Here is a 22534-nt window from a genome sequence, read left to right as displayed (position 1 = left end):
CAAAACTTATACTGGGATTTCAATGATAAATTCAGTACCTTCACCCAGAACAGAGTTAAAACTCAATTTTCCACCGTGGGTTTCTTCCACAATTTGACGAGCGATCGCCAACCCTAATCCTGTACCTTTCCCAACAGCTTTTGTAGTAAATAAATGGTCAAATATTTTGGATTTTACCTCTTCACTCATCCCCTTACCATTATCTCGAATGGAAATTATAACTAGACTATTTTCGACTGAGGTTGTAATTGTAATGCAGTTAGGATTGAGTTTAATTTCTTCAAAACTACGTCCCTGATTAGATTCATCTAAGGCATCAATGGCATTTGCTAAAACATTCATAAACACCTGATTTAATTGACCGGGGAAACATTCAATTTGAGGTAAATTACCGTAGTTGCTGACAATTTCAATAGCCGGATGTTGTTCATTGGCTTTGAGGCGATGTTTGAGAATGAGAATAGTGCTATCAATGCCTTGGTGAATATTAAATGGCACTTTGTAGTCTTTGTCAGCACGGGAGAAAGTTCTTAAACTGGTGCTAATATTTTTGAGGCGATCGCACGCCATAGATATGGAATCAATTATCTTGGGCAAGTCTTCTAAGTTATAATCCAAGTCGATTCCTAACTCATGCTTAAGAATTTCATCACTCTTGTTGGGTAAAGTTTTTTGATAGAGTTTTAAGTGTTCAACAATATCAAAAATGAGCGGTTTAGCTTGTTGAATACTGGCAGAAATAAAGCCCAAAGGATTATTCATTTCATGACCAACACCAGCTACTAAGTTACCTAATGCAGACATCTTTTCACTTTGCACAAGTTGTAATTGGGCTTGCTGGAGTTGATAATATTTTTGTTTTAGTTCTTGATTAGCTTGCTCTAATGCTTGATTTATCTCCTGAAGTTGGCAATTTTGTTCTACTAGTTGTTGAGCCTGAAGAGAATTTTCTTGTTTGAGAAGTTTTTCTAGGCGACTGAGATTTAAATGAGTCGAAATACGCGCTAAAACTTCTTCTGCTTGAAAGGGTTTGGTGATGTAATCTACTCCACCTACTGTAAAAGCTTTTACTTTATCGATCGCCTCATCTAAAGCACTGATAAAAATCACCGGAATATCACGAGTCAATTCGTTGGCTTTGAGATTTTGGCAGACTTCATAGCCATTCATTTGTGGCATTTGAATATCTAGCAAAATCAAAGTAGGTAGAGAGTGTTGAATGCCTGCCAAAGCTAATTTACCACTAGGAAATGGTCGCACCAGATAGCCATTTTGTTTTAATAGATTTGTTAGCAGATGTAGGTTAGCTGGTGTATCATCGATCGCCATTATTTCGCATTGAAAATTTACTTGATGATTCTGCATATTTTTATATTTTTGCTTTTGTTTTAACGAACTTTGGGGGTTTAAGTCCCCTGCCTCTACAGGCAGCATATTTTGTGTCGGGGTTAAATCCCTATTACAAAATATACTCATTACTTATTACTCATTACTTATTACTCATTACTCATTACTCATTACTCATTACTCATTACTCATTACTTATTTTTTAACTTCCGCGATTAAATGTAAAATTTTTTCATATTCAAATTGATGCAAACAATTTTCAATTGTCCGAGATAAAGACTCGTTATGGATAGCAATTTGTTGAACCACCGCAGTAATTAAGTCGAGATTAGAAGTGATTACAGACTTTTCAAGTTGTTCTAATAATTCAGACGGAAGTTCTGCGATCGCATCTGCGGTTAACACTTCTCTTGTGTGCCTTGTTTCAGTTTGTATGGGAGTCAATTCTTCATAAATATATTTCACTCCAATATATTTATTCATGGCGTTAAAAATTTCTTCTTCTCGGAATGGTTTTCTCACAAAATCATCGCATCCTGCCGAGATAATCACTGCTTTCTCTTCTTCTAATACACTAGCAGTCAGAGCAATAATCACCGTTGCTTGACCTTTGGTGGTGGCTTTAATTTGTTGGGTAGCAGTATAACCATCCATCACGGGCATCCGCATATCCATCCAAATTAAGTGGGGTTCCCAACTGTCCCAAATATTAATAGCTTCTTGCCCATTAATCGCCTCATGAATTTCAAATCCTAAAGGAGAGAGTAGTTTAATTAACAACTGGCGATTGTTCGGTTTATCGTCAACTATCAGAATGCGATATTTTGGTTGATTGGGTTCTAGGGCAATAACGCAGCGAGAGGGCTGGTGTGTAGTAATATCGCTGGCTTTTACTTCAGCTACTTGAATATCAAATAATAAAATTGTGCCTTGTCCAACGACACTTTTAACTGTAATATTGCCTCCCATAAGATGCACAAATTGGCGGCTAATGGGTAAGCCTAAACCTGTTCCTTCCTGAGCTTGTTTTCCAGTTGCACTTTGGGTGAAGGCTTCAAAAATTTGCCCTAATTCTTCTTCGGCAATACCGGCTCCTGAATCTTCAATTTCAAAATGTAGTGTAGATGAATTAGCAACCAAAGTGCTAACTCTAATGGAAATTCCACCAGCTTGAGTAAATTTGATGGCGTTGTTAATCAAATTAATTAGCACTTGGCGTAATTTAACTTCATCGGTGCAGATGTAGCGGATAAGATCGGGGTCATACTCCATTATTAATTGGAGATTTTTCTCTTCTGCTTTGAGATGGAACATATCATGAATGTCATCTAGCAGACGGTGGAGGTCAAATTTTTTGGGATTGAGAGTAGTTTTACCTGCTTCAATTTTAGAGAGATCGAGGATGTTGTTAATTAAAGTTAGGAGGTGTTCGCCGCTACGATAAATAATGCCAACATTTTCTTGATGCTCGCGTCCCAAAGTTTGAGAACGAATCATAATTTGAGCAAAGCCAAGAATGGCGTTGAGTGGAGAGCGTAATTCGTGGCTCATGTTGGCAATAAAAGTGCTTTTGGCTTGGTTTGCGGAATCTGCCAATAATTTTGCTTGCTCTAGTTCTGTAGTTCGTTCTTTAACTTTTTGTTCTAGAGTTTGTGAGTATTCTTCTAGTTTTTGAAAGGAGTTTTGTAGCTGTTGAGCCATATAATTAAAAGACTTGGCTAATTCACCCAATTCATCTTCACTCTCGGTTGCTAAAGATTGATGCCAATCCCCATCTGCAAGTTTTTTAGCAGCATCATTTAAGCTGAGGGTGCGATTCACAATCAGCGATCGCGCCAACCAACTAACGATGACTACCGTGAATGCTAAAATAATCAGGAAAACTCCTAATGCGATCGCACCCCCAATCATTTGAGTTTGAACGATTGCACTAGCATCTAATTCAATCGCTAAAATTCCTTCTAAGCGACCAAATTGATCTTTGATAGGTGCATACCCATACAACACGGGTTTACCCTCTACATTTTTGGAAAAATCGTTCTCAATCTTGGGTTGGGATAGGGTAGATGCTTCTGCTGCGAGAATCGGAGTTAAATTCTCGACAATTTCTCCCACAGACGTTGATGACTTGGATTTTGGAGCAAAATTTAAGACAAAAGTTAATTCACCGTTGCTTTTGGGACGCAGGGTATAAATCCGGTTGATATCTTTACTGCTGGCTTGAACAGTTTTGAGTTTTTTGAGGTTGATTTTGTAGTAGGGTTTATTGGTATCTTTAGGTGTTAAGGTCAGTGAATGATAGTCACTATCAATTTCCGGTGCTGTTAAACTGAGTAAATCCCATAGGCGATCGCGCATTCCTTGGTAGCTAGCTGTGCGAAACTGCCAATAAAGAGTCGTAGTTAGCACCCCAGCCATGAGTGCAATTAAGCCTGAATAAGCAGCAACAACTTTAGTACTGAGATTCCAACGCAACATTGATAGATATCTCCAGATAGATTAATCGATTCCTAAACTGTCTCGATAAGCTTGTAATTGGGAATCTCGACCTATTTGATTAGTAACTTTCTCCCATTCCCGCTCAATTTGCTGCATGGTTGCGTCACGAGTCATCTTACCCGCGAGGAAATCGGCTAGTGCAGTATCTAAAATTTCTCGCTGGTAGAGGGCGCTTTCAGGTACACGCAGATCCAATACCATGTTAGGATTACCCAAACTCACGGAAATACCACCCAAATAGTTACTCACTAACGCTTCTGGCATCCCCGCCTGCAACCAATTTTCCCGCTTAGTAAACTGGGAGATTCGGTAAGGATTAAAACCAGTAATGCCAATGGTGACATCAACATTTGCTTGTGCAGGTTGGCTAATATAGGAAATTAGCGCATAACCAGCATCTTTAACTTTTGGTTTAGCTGCGGCATTAATACCAGCTACCCATCCACCCACAGCACCATAGGGAGCGTGATTAATGCCATCAATTGAGTATGGACAGGTAATTTTATTGCAGGCTACGAGTTTACCAGTTTTGCGATCGAGAACTGCTTTGCTACCGGGTAATATCAATGCGCCTACTTTATCAGGTATTTTGGAGAGGGCTGGATCGATCGCCAATGTGCCGACATCACCCCAATCTAAAGTCATCGCACAACGCCCATTCAAGAATAATTTTCTCGCTCCATCTAGGTTCAAAGTCAATTCTTCTGGTGGCGCGTATTTGGTCGTTTCTTTATAGATATCCAAGGCTTTGGCAAAGGCTGCATTATTTACCAATGGCTTCATTGTTTCGGGGTCAAAAAATCCCCCTTCTTCCGTTCCCTGACTTTGAAGAAATGCACTTGCCACCGACCAAACAAGTTGATGATTTACATGGTTTGGCTTTTTAGCCATACAAGAACCATAGTCTGGTTTACCATCAGAATTAAGGTCTTGTCCGTGAAACTTTTTGGCAATAGCGATATAATCATCCCAGATTCGTGGGGGTTCAAGCCCTGCTTTTTCTAATAAATCTGTGCGATAGTAGACCATCTGAAAGTCACCATCTATGGGAATGCTATAGATTTGCCCTTTGTAGGTTGCCGTAAAATTTCGGAAAAAAGGTGCAATATCATCCCATTGCAGTTGACTATCCACTTTGACACGATTTGTTAAATTTTCTAGATATCCAGGCTGCACAAAATCTGCCATCCATTGCGGCGAGAAAACAACCACATCATACTTATTGGTTTTTTTTACAAACTCCTTTTCCATAGCTGGAAAAACTTCTTTTTGGGGAAATGTGACTATATTGACCTTAGCACCCGTAAGTTTTTCAAACTCACGAGTCCGACGCTCAACCCCTACCCCAATTGGTCTATCCATAGCCGCAACTGTGATGGTAATCCCGTCAAATCTTTGCGGTTTTGCTGAATTTACAATTTGATTTTTAGGCTGATTTTTATCAGAATCCAACCTGCTTTGACTACAACCGACTGCATTGAACAGTAAAAATATAGCCACAAGTGAAATAGATAATCTTCGTTGATGATGATATTTTTTGTTATCAAGTATTTTCATTCTGACTCCTGTATTCCGACTCCTGACTCCTGTTTATACATTAGAGCTAAAAATTACACCGGAATTTCAATGATGAATTCTGTCCCTTCACTTAGAACAGAGTTAAAACTCAATTTTCCACCGTGGGTTTCTTCCACAATTTGACGAGCGATCGCTAACCCTAATCCCGTCCCTTTACCAACAGCTTTCGTAGTAAATAAATGGTCAAATATTTTGGATTTTACCTCTTCACTCATCCCCTTAGCATTATCCCCAATGGCAATTCTAACTAGACTATTTTCGACTGAGGTTGTAATTGTAATACAGTTAGGATTGAGTTGAATTTCTTCAAATATTCGTCCCTGATTAGATTCATCTAAGGCATCAATAGCATTGGCTAGAATATTCATAAATACCTGATTTAATTGACCAGGAAAGCATTCAATTTGAGGTAAATTACCGTAATTTGTGACAACTCCAATGGCGGGACGTTGTTCATTGGCTTTGAGGCGATGTTTGAGAATGAGAATAGTGCTATCAATGCCTTGGTGAATATTAAATGGCACTTTGTAATCTTTATCAGCACGGGAGAAAGTTCTCAAACTGGTGCTGATATTTTTGAGGCGATCGCACGCCATAGACATAGAATCAACTATCTTGGGCAAGTCTTCTAAGGTATAATCTAAATCTATTTCCTCTGCGTGAACTTGAATTTCCTCACTCGGATTCTGAAAAGTTTCTTGATATAGTTTGAGGTGTTGAGCAATATCAGCAATAGTGGGTTTAGCTTGTTTGAGACTAGCCGCAATAAATCCCAAAGGATTATTCATTTCGTGGGCTACCCCAGCAACTAAGTTACCCAGTGCAGACATTTTCTCACTTTGCACCATTTGTAATTGTGCTTGTTGTAAGTCTTGCAATGCTTGTTGCAATAAGAGTGATTTTTGCTCCAAGGCAATTTCAGCAAGTTTGCGTTCAGTAATATCATCAGTTAGGGAAGCAACTCCAATTAACTCACCATCTGCATTCACAAGTGGATTGTTGTACCAAGCACAAATAATAATTCTGCCATCTTTGGTAATATTTTCATTGACACTATAATTACCGCCCTGCTGCGATACAATCTCGACGCTAACTTCCTCCATTTGTGCTTGAATTGTTTCAGGAATGATGAATTGGAATTGACGACCTAAAGCTTCTTGTTTTGTGTAGCCAAATATCCTTTCTGCGGCTGGGTTCCAGTCAGTAACTAGAAAATTGGTGTCCCACTCGATGACTGCCAGTGGAGTTTGTTGAACTAATAGCTGAAGCCGTTGTTGGGATGCTTGCAAGCCAGACTGTACGGCGCTCAACTCATCAAGCGATCGCTCTAGCTGTTGGGCATAATCTCGCGATCGCTCATACAATTGAGCATTTTCCAAAGAAATCGCCGCTTGAGCGCAAAGTAAATTGAGCAATTCCACGCGATCACTTGTGAACGCCCCCGTTGTTAACTTGTTTTCTAGATATAAAATCCCCAGCAACTTCCCTTGATGTAAAATTGGGCTGCACAAGATACTCTGAGGCTGCTGACGAATGATATAGGGGTCATTAGCTAAAATCGGATCGGCCGTCACATCAAGCAGCACAGCAGTCTGCCTGTTGTGCTTCACTTTGTAAATCAGCTTTAGGGGAATATCTTGACTCTCCTCAACCAGAAGGCGCTGCAACACTACCGGCTCGGAACCCTCAATAATTAAGCCATTGATCAGCAAGTGTTCACCTTTGGTGTCGCGTAGCGAATCGTCTCGCAACAGCATTAACACGCATTTATCAGCCCCCGCATTTTCGATGACGATCGCCAGCAACGATGAGAGTAGTTTTTCTAGTTCGATTTCACCTGAGATACTTTGGGAAGCCTTGAGAATAGCGGCTAAATCGAGAGAATCGGAGACGCTGGAGGAAGAACTAGAAGAACTAGTGGAGGTGACTGTTCCTAATGCAAAGACGGTTTCGTTAACTGAAAGAGCCGTGCGAGTTTTTTGGAGAATCGGAGCCAGGAGTTGGGGATAACGTCTTTCCAAGTCAGCGATTTTGGCTTTTGCACCCCAATGACCATAGCCATAGTAAGCCTTCATCATGTATACCTGGGCAATCTCTTGTTTACCCCAGTCGAGGTAAAATTTTGCAGCTAGTTCATTAGCCAGCGCTTCTTCCTGAATATAATGATTTTCTTTGGCTGCAATGATGGCGCGATCGTAATATTCAATTGCTTCGGCTTTATTGCCCAAAATCCGATGTTTTTCTGCCTCAACTAAATACCATTTATGCAGATGATTCATCGGGGCATTTTGCGCCCACTGTTGCAAAGTGGTTTGATGGGTTTGGGCTAAAGACAAAAATTCGCCTTGCTCTGACTTTGGCTGTGTGGGTAAGAGTGCCAAATACGTTAGGGCTGTATAGAAATTAAAAATGGGAATAAAAATCATCCCTGATACTGCCATTAAATACTGTTTGCCTTGGGCGTTATAGTCTAGGGCAGCCGTGTAGTTACCAAAAATATAGGCAAGCATCAGTTTGTAAGTGTAAGCAATAGCGATCGCTGTGAGATCGTTGTCCTGATGGTGCTTAGGAATCATCACCGTTTCATCGTAGGCAGTGCCAATTAAGCAATCCGACAGAATCCGGGCTGACCTCAAGTTCTCCACAGTCTGCTGCATCATATCCAAATAAGTCTGGGCAGAATGTTGTTTTACCTGCACTAAGACAGCCCTGTAATCTACTATTTCGGGTTCCCAAATGTCCAGTTCTATCCCAGCAAAAAGTTTGGCAATCAGGTAATTGAGGGAGTTATAGCCAGCGTTGAGAAAATCACCAGTTTCGATACCAGTTGTATAGCCATCTTTCATCGTCAGCATCGTTGCTTTGAGAGATTCTTGATGATGTTGAACCCAGGCTGCAAACAGAAGTAGAACTTTAGACTTGAATTCCTTGACATTAAATTTGTCAAGCAAATTCATTGCTAATCGCCCAAAGCTATAGCCTGTTTTCACTTCTCCCAAAAAAGCACACAACACCATACTGTGAATCGCATACCCCACCGTTGATCCTGGTGCATTCCCAAACTGGAGTGATAAACTCACCATCGTTGCGCTCAGTATGGGCAGTAATCCGGGCATTGCCTGTAGAATCGGTGAAAATAACATTCCTAACAGTTGTATGGCGGCTTGGGCATTGGGGTCGCTCATCACGGGCAAATCAACTAGTTCGGCAATCTCTCTGCCGCTTAGTTGCTCCTCGATCTGCTGTAAAGCACTGCTAATGTGGGCTTCGTCTGCTTCTGTCGAGAACTGTACCCCCAATTGCTTCAGTGCCTCTGTACCTACGGCGATCGCCTGCAATGTTTGGTTGCGAGCCGTGTGTGCTGCGATTTGAATTTCGTAGATTTTCACTTTGTCGAGAATTGTCCGTGCCTCCTGCAAGACGGATAGGGCAAGTTGCTCCATGCCCTCAAAGTCACCATTTAAGTAACTAACTTCGGCGGCGGCTACATACAGATTGAGCGTCAATTCGTACTGAGTTTCCCAGCAGTCTGGCGAAAGTAACTCCAGTCCGCTTTGCAAATAAACCCTTGCGGCGGTGTATGCGGTAGCACTTCTGGCCTTAGTTCCCGCTTTCAAGTTCAGTTGTGCTAGAGTTTGCCGTTCCTGCGGTGGCGCGATTAATTCTATGCCTAAATTTAAATGCCCGACAATATCAAAAATCTTGTCTTCTCGGTCTATTTCTGAGAACTTTTGCTGGAGCAATTGTCCCATTTGCAGGTGGGTTGTTTGTTTCTGATCGGTGGGAATTAAAGAATAGGCGGCTTGCTGGACGCGATCGTGCAAAAATCGATAGCTCGGATTAACTGTATCTTCTGTCTCAGACTGTTGTATATCCTGAAAAAACTTGTAAATCTGACTCGTGGGTAAAATCAAGCCTTCTTGCAAGGCTTTCCACAATGCTGTTGCGGCATCGGTTAGCGATTTTTCTGAAACGATCGCCAATGTTTCGAGATCGAATTTTGCTCCCACACAAGCAGCTAACTTCAGTATTTCTTGGGTGGCTTCTGGAAACTTTTGTAATTGCAGTGCCATGAACTCTACCACATTATCGGTGAGCGAGAGCGATTCTCCTTCGGAGACGCTTTGCGATCGCACTGCTACCATATCGCACTGCCAATGTCCGACTTGCAGATCGTAGGCAATGTAGCCCTCCTGATACAAGGCTTTGAGAAACTGCGTGGCAAAGAAAGGGTTCCCTTTGGTTTTTTGATAGATTAACTCACTCAAGGGTTGCGCTAGAGCGGTGGAACAACTGAGGGTGTCAGCAACCAAATGATTGAGGTGAGATTGATTTAATGGAGCGAGGGTAAGGGTGCTGATAGTTGCTGAATCTTTCTTCATCTCCTCCAATGTCAGCATTAGTGGATGAGTGGGGGAGACTTCATTATCTCGGTATGCCCCAATAGTCAGCAGATAGCCCACTTCCCTTTGACTCAGCAGCACTTGCATGAGCTTCAATGAGGCTGAATCTGCCCACTGCAAGTCATCGAGGAACATCACTAAAGGATGTTCTGCTGTAGCGAACACGGCAATGAATTTCTGGAATAGCAAGTTGAAGCGGTTTTGGGCGGCACTACCTGACAGTTCAGGAGCAGCAGGTTGTTTGCCGATAATCTGTTCGAGTTCGGGAATGACTTCAATTAGGACTTGCCCGTTCTCACCCAAAGCTGAGAGGATTTTGTCTTTCCACTGCGCCACCTGAGTATCACTTTCACTTAATAGTTGTCCCATCAAGTCCCGGAAGGTTTGCACAAAGGCACTTAATGGAATGTTGCGGTTGAACTGGTCATATTTACCTTTGATGAAGTAGCCGCGTTGCCGCACAATGGGTTTATGAACTTCGTTGACGACGGCGGTTTTACCAATTCCAGAAAATCCAGCCACTAGCATCATTTCTGTTGCGCCAAGACTGACTCGCTCAAATGCTTGCAGTAAAGTTTCTGCTTCGGTTTCTCGTCCGTAGAGTTTATCGGGTATGATGAAGCGATCGCACACATCCCTAGTAGCAATTTCAAAGTCTTCAATCTCACCAGTTTCTTTTAGTTGATGTAAACATTTTTCTAAATCAAATTTCAATCCTAATGCACTCTGATATCTATCTTCAGCATTTTTCATCATCAGTTTACTGACAATTTCTGAGAGAATTGCCGGAATCTGTGGGTTAATTTTATCTACTAAAGGTGCTGTTTTCGCAAGATGAGAATGTACCAATTCCATCGCATCATCAGACTGGAATGGTAACTCACTCGTGAGTAATTCATAAAAAGTTACACCGAGGGAATAAAAATCTGTGCGATAATCTATTCCTCGATTCATTCTTCCTGTCTGTTCAGGAGATATATAAGCTAGTGTTCCTTCCAACACATTAGGGTTAACAAGGGTTTGCGTTTCTCGTGGTAGAAGTGATGCAATACTAAAGTCAATTAATTTTACTTGTTTGGTTTCAGGATTAATTAAGATATTGCTGGGTTTGATATCTTTATGAATAATGCGATTTTGATAGAGAATATCTAAGGTGTTGCACAGTGCGATCGCTATTTCTAAAAACTCCTCTAGAGATTGCCCCCTTCCCTTAACTCCCCATTCCTTGAGAGAAATCCCCCCAAAATCTTCCATTACTAGCGCATAGCCATTTTGATAGGCTTGGAGGCTGTAGGTTTGGACAATCAGAGGAGAGTTGAGATTCTTGGTAATGGTGTACTGATTGCGAAATGATAATAGTTCGCCCAAACTTGGATAAGGATTTTTCAGCAGTTTAATCACTATCGGTAATGAGTCGGTTTCTCGATAGCCTCGATAAACTACGGTTCTGGAACCATTATAGAGTTCTTCGCTGATGCGATATCCGGGAATATTGACAAGGTTGCTCACCATATATATTGCTAAATCCTAACAATTTCTGGATCTAGTATTCCCAGATGACTCAGGAATTTTAAAACACTGGAAGTTCAATAATAAATTCTGTACCCTCTCCTGGTGCTGAAATACAACTTAATTGACCACCATGTTTTTCTACCACAATTGAATAACTAGTTGATAATCCTAAACCTGTACCACTACCTACTGATTTTGTTGTAAAAAATGGATTAAATATCTGATGTTGCACAGAATTACTTATACCAATACCATTGTCTTGTATGCGAATAATTACATTTTTTTGTTCTTTAAATTCTGTATGAATTATAATGCTTGGTTGGCAAACATCTGATATTTCTAAAGCATCTATGGCGTTATTAATGATATTCATAAACACTTGATTGAGAGCAGAAGCATAACAATTAACTAAAGGTAATACTCCATATTGTTTAATGACCGTAATCTCTGGATGTTGACTATTATTGTGCAGTCGATGTTGTAAAATTAACAACGTGCTATCAATGCCAGAGTGAATATCTACTGGTTTGATTTCTGATTCATCCAAACGAGAAAAATTCCGCAGTGACAGCACAATTTGGCTAATGCGATTTACTCCCACTCTCATGGATGAAAAAATATTTTGTAAATCATTGACGAGAAAATCCAGCTCAATATCAGCGATTTTTTGAGCAATTTCTGGCAATGGTTGTGGGTAAAGTCGCCGATATAAGTTATTTAATTCAATTAAAGATGTCACATATTCACTAGCTGGTTGTAAATTGCCATAGATAAAATTAATTGGATTATTAATTTCATGAGCAATTCCTGCAACTAACTGTCCTAATCCTGACATTTTTTCGGCTTGAATTAATTGGGATTGAGTCGAGTATAGTTTATCAAGTGTTGATTCTAGCTGAGTTGCCTTAGCTGTTAATGCCTGGGTGCGTTCTTCAACTTTTTGCTCTAGAATGTGGGAATAATTTTCTAATTGATGATAAAGTTGGGCGTTTTCTAGAGAAATTGCTACTTGGGTTGTCAGAAGTTTGAGAAGTTGTAGGCGATCGTTTGTAAATGCTCCCACTGTCAAATTATTTTCTAAGTACAAAATGCCAATCAATTTGCCTTGGTTGAGAATTGGTGCACAAAAAATACTCTTAGGTGTATGGTGCAGAATATAAGGATCAGCCAGTAGTGTTGGCTCGACGACTGCATTTTCCACTACAGCCGCAACCGAGGTATTTTTAACTCGATTAATTAGGCTAATAGGTACTATTTCATCCCAGGGCAGAGATTGTAAAATTATGGCAGGCTGTTGCAGTTCGGATAATGCCTCAATCACCCAAGAATCTCCTTTGGGTATGAGTAATGCACATTTACCGGCTCCCGCATTTTCGAGAATCACTTGAAGTAAAGTTGAAAGTAATTTCTCCAACTCAATTTCGCTGGCAAGTGATTGAAAGGCTTTGAGAATAGTTGCCAAATCGAGGGCTTCTGAGAGACTAGTATTACTCAGGGAGGAGCCTTGGATTGTGTGAGATGAGAGAGACATGATTGTTTCTGCTGGTTTGAAAGCTAGTTGTTGTTTGTGCAGAATTGGTAGGAGTAGTTGGGGATAGCGGGTTTCTAAATCGATGACTTTGGCTTTTGCACCCCACCGCGCATAACAGTAGTAAGCTTCAATCATGTAGGTTTGAGCAATTTTTTCTTTGCCCCAATCAAGATAAAATTTGGCGGCAAGTTCGTTGGCTAAGGCTTCTTCGTTAAGAAATTGGTTAGTTTTAGCAATGGTAATGGCTTGTTCGTAATGTTCCATTGCGGCTAATTTATCACCGCCAACACGATATTTTTCCGCCTCAACTAAATGCCATTTATGTAAATGATTCATGGGGGCATCTTGCACCCATTGATGCAGAGTTTGTTGATGACTTTCGACTTCGGCGATAATTTCCGCCGCTTCTGATTGGCTGGAAACAAGTGCAAGCTGAGTTAGGGCAGCATAGAAATGGAAAAGTGGAACAATAATCATTCCTGACACTGCCATTAAATAAGACTGAATTTGAATGATATAGTCGAGAGCAGCCTGATAATTGCCAAAAGAGTAGGCAAGCGAAAGTTTGTAGCAATAAGTAAAGGCAAATGCAGTGAGATCCTTGTCTTGCTTGTGCTTTGGAAACATCACTGTTTCATCGTAGAAACTGCCAATTAAGCAATCAGGCTGGCTCACCGTTTCTCTAAATTGTGCCACTGTTTGCTGCACCATCTCTAAATAAATCCGTGCCGAATCTTGTTTGACTTGAACTAAAGCAGCATGATAAGTAGACAATTCAGATGCCAAGCTATGCAGTTCTGCACCAGTAAACAACCCCACAAAAGCATACCCTTGTATGCTATAGCCAGCATAGAGAAAATCGCCGGTTTCCATCCCCGCCATATAGCTTTCTTTCTGGATGAGTTGCGCTGTTGACAGTGCTTGTCGGCGATGTTGGATGAAAGATCCGAACAAGTTGAGAGTGACGCACTTCATCCTGCGAGCATTCAACTTCTCTAGTAAGGATATGGCTAATTTACCAAACTCATAGCCAATTTCAACTTCGCCAAAAAAGGCGCACATCACCATACCATGAATTGTATAGCCAGGTATTGAGGCGGGAGTATTGCCAAACTCCAGTGATAATCGCACCATCGTCGCGCCCAGAATGGGCATTAAACTGGGCATTCCAAGCAAAACTGGTGGAAACAACATTCCTAATATTTGTATTGCAGCTTGAGCCGTGGCTTCACTCATGACTGGTAAGTCAATCAGTGCGGCAATTTCTCGGCCTTGGAGTTGCTGCTTAACCGCTTCTAGGGCTTTGCCAATTGTGATTTCGTCTACTTGAGTGGGTAATTCTATTCCCAATTGCCCTACAGCTTCTCTGCCCACTGCGATCGCTGCTAATATTTGGCTACTAGCTGTTAATGCTGCAATTTGAATTTCGTAAATTTTCACTTTGTCGAGAATGGTTTGTGCTTGCTGCAATACCAACGCAGCAAGTTGTTCCATACCGTCAAAATCACCATTTAAATAACTAGCTTCTGTTGCTGCAACATATAAATTCAGTGTCAATTCATACTGATTGTGCCAACAATCAACCTCTAATAACTCAATTCCAGTCTGAAAATACTCTCTAGCTGCGGTGTATGCAGTGGAATTTCTGGCTTTATTCCCAGCTTCCAAGTTGAGTTTTGCTAAAGCTTCTCGTTCCTGTTGTTGATGAATTAATGCTTGTCCTTGATTCAAATGCCCGACAATATCAAACAGCTTTTCTTCTTTTTCTATTTCTGAGGATTTTTGTAGAAGTAACCGTCCAATTTTGAGATGAGTTGCTTGCTTTTGATTATTGGGAATTAGGGAATAAGCTGCTTGTTGAACTCGGTCATGTAAAAAGCGATAAATTGGATTAACTACTGCATGAGAAATCGATGCACTATCAGATTGAACAAAAAATTTATAAATTTCTGTATTTGGAATAATCAGTCCGGCTTGCAAAGCTTTCCATAAATCAGCCGCCGTTGTTTCTAGTACTTGTTCTGAAATAATCGCCAATGTCTGCAAATCAAACTGCGCCCCAATACAAGCTGCTAGTTTGAGAATATTTTGAGTTTGTGGGGGGAATTTTTGCAATTGTAGGGACATAAATTCCACCACATCATCAGTAATGGCTAAAGCTTTAATCTGAGCAATATCACACTGCCAATGTCGTGACTCTAAGTCAAGTGTAATGAGATGCTCATTATTTAAGGCTTTGAGAAATTGGGTGGCGAAAAAAGGATTACCTTGCGTTTTTTGATAGATTAATGTTGTCAAAGGTTGAGCAAGCAATGATTCACAATTTAGAGAATCTGCAACTAGCTGATTGAGATTAATTTTGCTTAATGGTTGGAGGATAATTTTATTTACTACTGCTCCAGTTTTTTTTAGCTCATCGACAATCAGGATAAATGGGTGAGTTGGTGATACTTCATTATCTCGATATGCACCCAATATTAATAAATATTCTGTGTCTTGCATTAACAGTTGCAGCAATTTCAGCGATGCCGAATCTGCCCATTGCAAGTCATCTAAAAATATGACTAAGGGATGTTCTTGATTGGTAAAAACTTGCACAAACTTTTGCAAGAGCAAATTAAATCTATTTTCAGCAGCAGTTCCCGATAGTTCGGTAGCTGGCGGTTGATTACCTATAATACGTTCTAACTCTGGAATGACATCAATTAGAATTTTTCCATTATCACCTAAAACTTCCAAAATTTTGGTTTTCCAAGTTTGTAACTGTATATCAGATTCTGAAATTAATTGTCTCATTAAATCGCGGAATGCTTGGACAAAAGCACTGAAGGGAATATTGCGATTAAATTGGTCATATTTGCCTTTAATAAAATAACCCCGTTGGCGGACAATGGGTTTATGCACTTCATTAACAACTGCTGTTTTTCCAATTCCCGAAAAACCAGCCACCAGCATCATTTCTGTTGCGCCAGTGCTAACTCGCTCAAATGCTTGAAGTAAGGTTTCTACTTCAGCTTTTCGTCCATAAAGTTTATCAGGAATGATAAAGCGATCGCACACATCCCTAGTAGCAATTTTAAATCTCTGAATTTCATTAGTTGCTTTTAGTTGATGTAGACAATTTTCTAAATCATATTTCAGTCCCAATGCACTTTGATAACGGTCTTCGGCATTTTTTGCCATCAATTTATTGACTATCTCCGATAGCAAAGATGGGACGTGGGAATTAAGTTTATGTAGTAATTGTGGTGCTTTAGCAATGTGACAATGTATCAATTCCATTGGATCACTTGATGCAAATGGTAACTCACCTGTGAGTAATTCAAAAAAAGTTACACCCAAAGAATAAAAATCTGTGCGATAATCTATTCCTCGATTCATTCTCCCTGTCTGTTCAGGAGATATATAAGCCAGTGTTCCTTCCAACACGTTGGGGTTAACAAGGGTTTGCGTTTCTCGTGGTAGAAGTGATGCAATGCTAAAGTCAATTAATTTTACTTGTTTAGTTTCGGGATTAATTAAAATATTGGCGGGTTTAATATCCTTGTGAATAATCCGCTCTCGGTAGAGTATATCTAAGGTGTTGCACAGTGCGATCGCAATTTCTAAAAATTCCTGGAGAAATGCTGAGTTTTTCTCCACTCCCCACTGTTTGAGAGCAATTCCCCCAAAATCTTCCATCACCAATATATAACCATTTTGGCAAGATTCTAAATTATAAGTTTGAATAATTCCGGGATAGTTGAGATTTTTCGCTATTGTATACTGATTGCGGAATTGTACAAGTTCGCCAAAGCTGGGGTAAGAATTTTTCAGTAGTTTGATAACAACAGGTTTGTCGTCAATTTCTTTAACTGCTCGATAAACTACAGTTCTCGAACCATCATAAATTTGCTCATTAACTATATATCCGGGAATATTTATTTGAGTGCTAATCATAACTATTTTTATGCTGAAAGCGATTTTGTTTAGTATTCCCAGATATCAGCAGAAAAATAGTTTGGCAAGTGCCAGAATTTTGATAGTAGAAGATGAAATCCTAGTCGCCAGGGAAATTGAAAGTTACTTACACAAGATAGGATATGAAGTAGTCAGCATTATTATGACAAGAAATACAGTCATACAGCAAGTTATACAATTTCTTTATGAAGCTGTGCTAAATAAAGAAATTGTATTAAATAATAAACTAGTAAAATCACCCAAATGACAACACAAGACGCACGACAATATGCCCCAGCCACCGATCGCAATCGTGAACCAATTCTCGAAGTACTTTTAAAAGTCTTGCCTGGGAGTGGTACAGTCTTGGAAATTGCCAGTGGTACAGGTGAACACGCAGTATATTTTGCATCCAAACTCAAAAATTGTCTGTGGCTGCCAACAGATGTTAGCCCTCAAGCCAGAGCCAGCATCGTTGCCTGGACTGAACATTATCAATGTCAGAATGTTTATCCGCCGCTAGAGCTTGATGTCAAAGAACCAGTTTGGGTAGTAGAGAAAGAAACAACAACCAACTGGCTAAATACTTCACCAATTACGGCGATTGTCAATATTAATATGATTCACATTTCACCTTGGTCAGCTTGTTTAGGACTGATGGCAGGGGCTAGTCGCATCTTACCTGTTGGTGGTATCCTCTACTTATATGGGCCTTTTAAACAAGGTGGAGAACATACAGCACCAAGTAATGCAGCTTTTGATGAATATCTGCGCGCCCAAAACCCAGAATGGGGTGTGCGTAACTTAGAGGATGTCATAACCGTAGCTAGAACAGAAAATCTTATCGTGAAGCAGATTGACAAAATGCCTGCCAATAATCTCTCAGTAGTTTTTGAACGGACTGAGAAGTAACTTTTGTTTGATGTTTGCGGATATCCTGTTTAATTTTGGATTGGTATAACCTCAGCTAATCGACGTACTCCTTCTTGTATTTTCTGATTGCTGAGTTCAGCATATCCAAAGATAAATTCACTACCAGGGCTATCTTTTAAATATTGAGGATAAGCTGCCCCAATATTGACTCCAGCAAGCGCCGCACGCTGAACTATTTCATCATCGCCGAGTTGGGTATTGAATTTTACCATTAAGTGCATTCCGGCATTTTCTCCCAAGATTTCAATTGTGTTACCAAAATGCTCAAACAAAGACTGCACCAAAGTTTGCCTGCGCCCATCGTAAAGCGATCGCATCCTTCTAATATGTCGTTCTAAATGTCCTTCGCTAATAAAATCAGTCAAGGCATACTGTTCTAATAAATTACATTGCCGATCTGCTAACCATTTCCCACGGGCAAATATTGGGACTAAATTTGCTGGTAAAACTAAATAACCCAGACGCAAAGCCGGAAAGAGTACTTTAGAGAATGTCCCCACATAGATGACTGAGTTACCTTGGTCTAATCCTTGCAATGCTGGTATGGGTCGCTCACCATAACGATACTCACTGTCATAGTCATCTTCAATAATCATTACCCTTGATTTTTGCGCCCAAGCTAATAACTCTAATCTACGAGCCAGAGATAATGTCGCACCTGTCGGAAATTGGTGTGATGGCGTGACATAAACCAGCTTAACTTTAGGAATTATAGCTGTTGTTAAATGATTGACGATTAACCCTGATTTATCTACACTTACAGGGAATAAATTAGCTCCCTGCGCTAAAAAAGCTCGTCTAGCACTTAAATAACCAGGGTCTTCCACCGCTACCCAATCACCCCGATCAATTAATATCCGAGTAATTAAGTCAATACCCTGTTGTGAACCACCAACAATAATGATTTGCCCTGAATTACATTTCACTGCTCTGGAGCGAGATAAATAAGCAGCGATCGCCTCCCGCAGAAGTAGATAACCTTGAGAGTCGTAAGTATAATCAAGAATATATTTATTAGCTTGACAATGGCGAGACAAAAGCTTACGCCACAACTTGATGGGGAACTGATCAAAAGCTGGTCGTCCATAACTAAAGCTAATATCTACCTCTGCTTCTGGTAGGTGTAAGTATTTGCCCTGACTCAAACTTTTACCATAGGTTGATAAAGATATGGAATCATAAATTTTTTGTGATTTTGCCTGAATTGGTGTGGTGTTGAGTAATTCATCAGGAAGTTGACGACAGACAAATGTACCTGAACCAATAATAGTTTCTAGATAACCTTCACTCAGGAGCATCTCATAACTTTGGGTGACAGTGGCGCGAGAAACAGTAAGCAATTGAGCCAGTACACGGGTTGAAGGTAATTTTTCTCCTGGGGTTAACCTTCCTGTAAGAATCGCCTGACGAATTTCTGTGTAAACTTGGCGATGCAAAGGTAAAGCGGCTTTGGGGTCGATATTGATGACAAAATCCATTCGAGTGCCAAAGATAAGTGGACTGGTAATTTAATTAAAAAGTGGCTCTTGTATCATTCCACTTACCTGATTACTCTAACGATATAGAGTTGAAAGTTCCATTCATGCCTCAACCACAAGCTCCCAGCCCAAGAAGCACAGTTAAACGCACACCCCAAAGAGCTAACTACGAAAGCGAAACCATTTATCAAATATTAGATGAAGCATTAGTCTGTCATATAGGTTTTATTGCCAATGGACAGCCTTTTGTGATTCCTACAGCCTATGGAAGGGTTGAAGATACATTATATATTCATGGTTCACCTGCAAGTCGAATGTTGCGATCGCTGCAACAAGGTATTGATGTCTGCGTAACAGTGACTTTAATTGATGGGTTAGTATTAGCGCGATCGGCGTTTCACCACTCCATGAATTATCGCTCAGTCGTCATCTTTGGTAAAGCAACTCTAGTCGAGGATACAGAACGGAAATTAGCGGCGTTGCAAGCATTTACAGAACACGTAATTTTGGGCAGGTGGCAACAAGTGCGATCGCCAAATCATCAGGAATTAGCCAGAACAATAGTACTATCTCTCCCACTCACAGAAGCCAGTGCTAAAATTCGCACTGGTGGGCCAATTGATGATGACGTTGATTATCAAATACCAGTATGGGCAGGCGAAATACCCTTAAAATTAACGGCATCTGTACCCATAAGTGATGCTCAATTAGCTCCTGATATTGAAGTACCAGTCAATCTGAGGAACTACAGCAGACCACAGAAACTTGATTAACTAAAACCTCTGCGTTACTTAGGGCTTAAAAAATCCAGAAATATGTCAGCGCCAGAGTCACAACAGTTAACGGGAAACCAAATCGCAAATGCTCCCCAAATGTCAGCCGATATCCTTTTTTAGCAACAGCCTCCGCAACAATCAAATTGGCAACAGAACCCAATAGCGTCAAATTTCCTGCCAATGTAGAAGCCGCCGCCAGCAGCAGCCAAGTTTGAGTGTTGGGATGGGGGATGATGTGATGTAGTAGCAGTACAGCCGGCACATTGGATACCAGATTTGACAACAATACTGTTACTCCCAGAATACTTAAGGGATCATGCACAAAACGAACAAAAGATTCCAGCACACCCAATTTCTGCACACCTTCCGTCAAGATAAACAGCCCACAGAACATTAATAGCAAATCCCAATCAACCTTTTGCAAAATTCGCTCTGGCTTGAGGCGGCGTGTGACTAGTAATAGTCCAGCAGCAATTAAGGTAGCCTCCGCAGTGGGAATTCCTAGCAAAAATGCTCCTAGCAAGCCAGTGGTAATCAGCAGACTCTTGGCTAACAAAGGTTTAAAAATCCGGTAGTGAGGTAATTCTACTTTCAAATCAGGACGTAGCGATCGCACCTCTGGATACAACCACCATAACCAAACTACCTGGATTGCCAAACTGGCCAACGCTAGTGGTGTCAAAGCTTTGGCAAAATCCAGATAACCAATACCAGAAAAAGAACCAATTAAAATATTCTGCGGATTTCCACTGAGGGTAGCAACAGAACCAAGATTTGTTGCGCCAGCCAATGCTAACAGGTAGGGAACAGGGTTGAGATTAAGTAATTGAGTGATACCAACTACCAGAGGTGTGAGGATTAGGGCGATCGTATCATTAAGGAACAGTGCTGAAAGCAACCCGCCACCAAAAGTTAGGACTATTAGTAACCCGAATGGACTGTGGATATAACGGATAGTGTAATCAACAGCCAACTGGAAAAAACCTGAAGCGGCTAGATTTGCACTGATGATCATCATGCCAAACAAGAAAACAATAGTGTTGTAGTCAATAGCACCCCAAGCCGCAGTTAGATCAAGTAATCCCAATGCCATTAACAAAGCCGCACCGACAAGGGCGATAGTAGCGCGATTCATCCGCAGTCCAGGTAAGTAGCCCAGCCCTAAACCAAGATAAGTCAGCAAAATTACCAAGTACCGCAGAACTACCATTGCCTACTCTCCAACCTGAGCTAACTAGAATATAGATTTAGTTGCTGATCTCCAAAACCAGAATAAGGCTAAAGTAGAGTTGGCGATCGCAGTCATACGTACAAAAACCAGCTAATTTCATTGGAGATTTTGGATTTTGCTATCTACCAATAAAATTAAAACTGCCCTGGCTGATAACCAGAGCAGATAGAGAGAAGGAAAGATAGATTTAAGAAGGGGAATTTTAGAACTTTATCCCCAGTTTACACATAGTAAATTTGCTATGTAATCAGATACATCTTTAGTTCTATCCTTTCCGGTAAGACAGCAAAAAATTTTTGGGTTCGCTCTAAGCAGCAGTTACTTATCTCACTTTTGTGCAACTGGTGCAAGTATTTGGTCGATTGCAGCCAGTATATCTGCATCTAATTTCACTCCTGATGCAGCAGCGTTATCAACAACTTGTGCTGGACGACTAGCACCAATAATTGCTGAAGACACACGCTCATCTCGTAATATCCAAGCCAGCGCCAATTGTGGCATACTCAAACCCAAGTCTTGAGCAATTGATTTGAGTTTTTGGACTGCGGTGAGAGGGGTGCATCCACTTTCGGCAAATAGCCCTGCGCTAAGGCGCACGCTACGCGAACAGACTGAAGTCTGGGGCTATAAAAACTAAACCCGCCTGCGCGGGTTTTGAGATAGTCCGCGTAGGCGGACTTTGTTTGTGTAGCCGCGATTTCCAATCGCTTGGTGTTTCTGACAAAAATGGATGCTCCCGGTGAGAGTGCGATCGTTAAGTAAATCCTCCCGCAAAAACGAATTCATCTTGTCGTTTACAGGGCGATAGTCTTGCGGTGGCGCTTGCTGGCTGATATTTACAACTTTGTCTTAAGCCGCTAGAGCTTTCCTCATACAAATTGCAGATATTTTGTCTATCTAAATATTTCTATTAGCAATGGTAATAGCACAAGCTTTGCTGATGAGGTCTAAACTACTTCTCAGCACTGCTAAATTGTAAATTTATCACAGGTTTTAAAGTAATTTATTCATCCGCTTCATAGTTCCGCAACGTCGCTATTTGCAGCCAATACTTTTATCTATAAATATTCATAAATAAAGAATAACCGCTAACTGCAAAAATAAAAAAGATAATTGCGGAGAAAATTACTACATCTCTAACTATAAATAATATCCAGCTTTTTCTAAGTTCTTGTTTAAATTGAAGTTCTCGTAGCTGGCGATCAAGTTCGGCATCAGCTGGGGACTGTTTGTTTATTGCTGATATTACTAAGGGATTTTGGCCTTTATTAGCAATGATTTGGGATAAATTTTTGACATCTGTCATG

The 22534-nt window shown here is 40.6% G+C and carries 13 protein-coding genes; 3 read left to right on the top strand and 10 right to left on the bottom strand.

What is annotated here, in order from left to right:
- Nucleotides 1-6 precede the first annotated feature (6 nt).
- The 5 genes from NOS7107_RS17260 to NOS7107_RS17240 form a co-directional block, all read right to left on the bottom strand.
- A complete protein-coding gene (locus NOS7107_RS17260; protein WP_015114240.1) occupies nucleotides 7-1476 on the bottom strand; it encodes a hybrid sensor histidine kinase/response regulator in 1470 nt (489 codons plus the stop codon).
- A gap of 66 nt (nucleotides 1477-1542) precedes the next feature.
- Nucleotides 1543-3825 (bottom strand): ATP-binding protein, encoded by a 2283-nt coding sequence (locus NOS7107_RS17255; protein WP_015114239.1) that lies wholly within the window; start codon nucleotides 3823-3825, stop codon nucleotides 1543-1545.
- A gap of 21 nt (nucleotides 3826-3846) precedes the next feature.
- Nucleotides 3847-5403, bottom strand: a complete 1557-nt coding sequence (locus NOS7107_RS17250) for an ABC transporter substrate-binding protein (RefSeq protein ID WP_015114238.1) — start codon at nucleotides 5401-5403, stop codon at nucleotides 3847-3849.
- Between the two features lie 53 nt (nucleotides 5404-5456).
- Nucleotides 5457-11339 (bottom strand): ATP-binding sensor histidine kinase, encoded by a 5883-nt coding sequence (locus NOS7107_RS17245; protein ID WP_015114237.1) that lies wholly within the window; start codon nucleotides 11337-11339, stop codon nucleotides 5457-5459.
- A 58-nt stretch (nucleotides 11340-11397) separates the two neighbouring features.
- Nucleotides 11398-16809, bottom strand: coding sequence for an ATP-binding sensor histidine kinase (locus tag NOS7107_RS17240; protein ID WP_015114236.1), 5412 nt, complete (start codon nucleotides 16807-16809; stop codon nucleotides 11398-11400).
- Nucleotides 16810-16819: 10 nt separating this feature from the next.
- Here NOS7107_RS17240 and NOS7107_RS17235 point away from each other — a divergent pair, with 10 nt between their 5' ends.
- Together NOS7107_RS17235 and NOS7107_RS17230 are read left to right on the top strand one after the other, a co-directional pair.
- Nucleotides 16820-17077, top strand: coding sequence for a response regulator (locus NOS7107_RS17235; RefSeq protein WP_015114235.1), 258 nt, complete (start codon nucleotides 16820-16822; stop codon nucleotides 17075-17077).
- Nucleotides 17074-17721, top strand: a complete 648-nt coding sequence (locus NOS7107_RS17230) for a DUF938 domain-containing protein (protein WP_015114234.1) — start codon at nucleotides 17074-17076, stop codon at nucleotides 17719-17721. Before NOS7107_RS17235 ends, NOS7107_RS17230 begins: the two co-directional genes overlap by 4 nt.
- A 29-nt stretch (nucleotides 17722-17750) precedes the next feature.
- Here the strand turns inward: NOS7107_RS17230 and NOS7107_RS17225 are convergent, their stop codons facing one another.
- Complete coding sequence (locus NOS7107_RS17225) at nucleotides 17751-19220, bottom strand: PLP-dependent aminotransferase family protein (RefSeq protein WP_015114233.1); 1470 nt, start codon at nucleotides 19218-19220, stop codon at nucleotides 17751-17753.
- Between the two features lie 104 nt (nucleotides 19221-19324).
- Between NOS7107_RS17225 and NOS7107_RS17220 the strand changes: the two genes are divergently transcribed.
- Nucleotides 19325-19993 carry a pyridoxamine 5'-phosphate oxidase family protein gene (locus NOS7107_RS17220; protein WP_015114232.1) on the top strand — a complete coding sequence of 223 codons (669 nt, stop codon included), beginning with the start codon at nucleotides 19325-19327 and terminating at the stop codon, nucleotides 19991-19993.
- Between the two features lie 25 nt (nucleotides 19994-20018).
- On the opposite strand, the gene NOS7107_RS17215 is transcribed toward NOS7107_RS17220, so the two are convergent.
- The 4 genes from NOS7107_RS17215 to NOS7107_RS17205 form a co-directional block, all read right to left on the bottom strand.
- Nucleotides 20019-21206: an anion transporter gene (locus NOS7107_RS17215; protein WP_015114231.1), complete on the bottom strand. Its 1188-nt coding sequence runs from the start codon at nucleotides 21204-21206 to the stop codon at nucleotides 20019-20021.
- Nucleotides 21207-21554: 348 nt separating this feature from the next.
- Nucleotides 21555-21824, bottom strand: coding sequence for an aldo/keto reductase (locus NOS7107_RS17210; protein ID WP_044500088.1), 270 nt, complete (start codon nucleotides 21822-21824; stop codon nucleotides 21555-21557).
- 36 nt (nucleotides 21825-21860) lie between these two features.
- Entirely contained in the window at nucleotides 21861-22013 is a 153-nt protein-coding gene (locus tag NOS7107_RS28650) for a hypothetical protein (RefSeq protein ID WP_157374069.1), read from the bottom strand.
- Nucleotides 22014-22281: 268 nt separating this feature from the next.
- A complete protein-coding gene (locus NOS7107_RS17205) occupies nucleotides 22282-22533 on the bottom strand; it encodes a hypothetical protein (protein ID WP_015114230.1) in 252 nt (83 codons plus the stop codon).
- Between the last annotated feature and the right edge of the window lies 1 nt (nucleotide 22534).

This window comes from Nostoc sp. PCC 7107, assembly GCF_000316625.1.
In the GTDB taxonomy this organism is placed as follows: domain Bacteria; phylum Cyanobacteriota; class Cyanobacteriia; order Cyanobacteriales; family Nostocaceae; genus Nostoc_B.
This window is presented reverse-complemented; position numbering and strand designations above follow the sequence as displayed.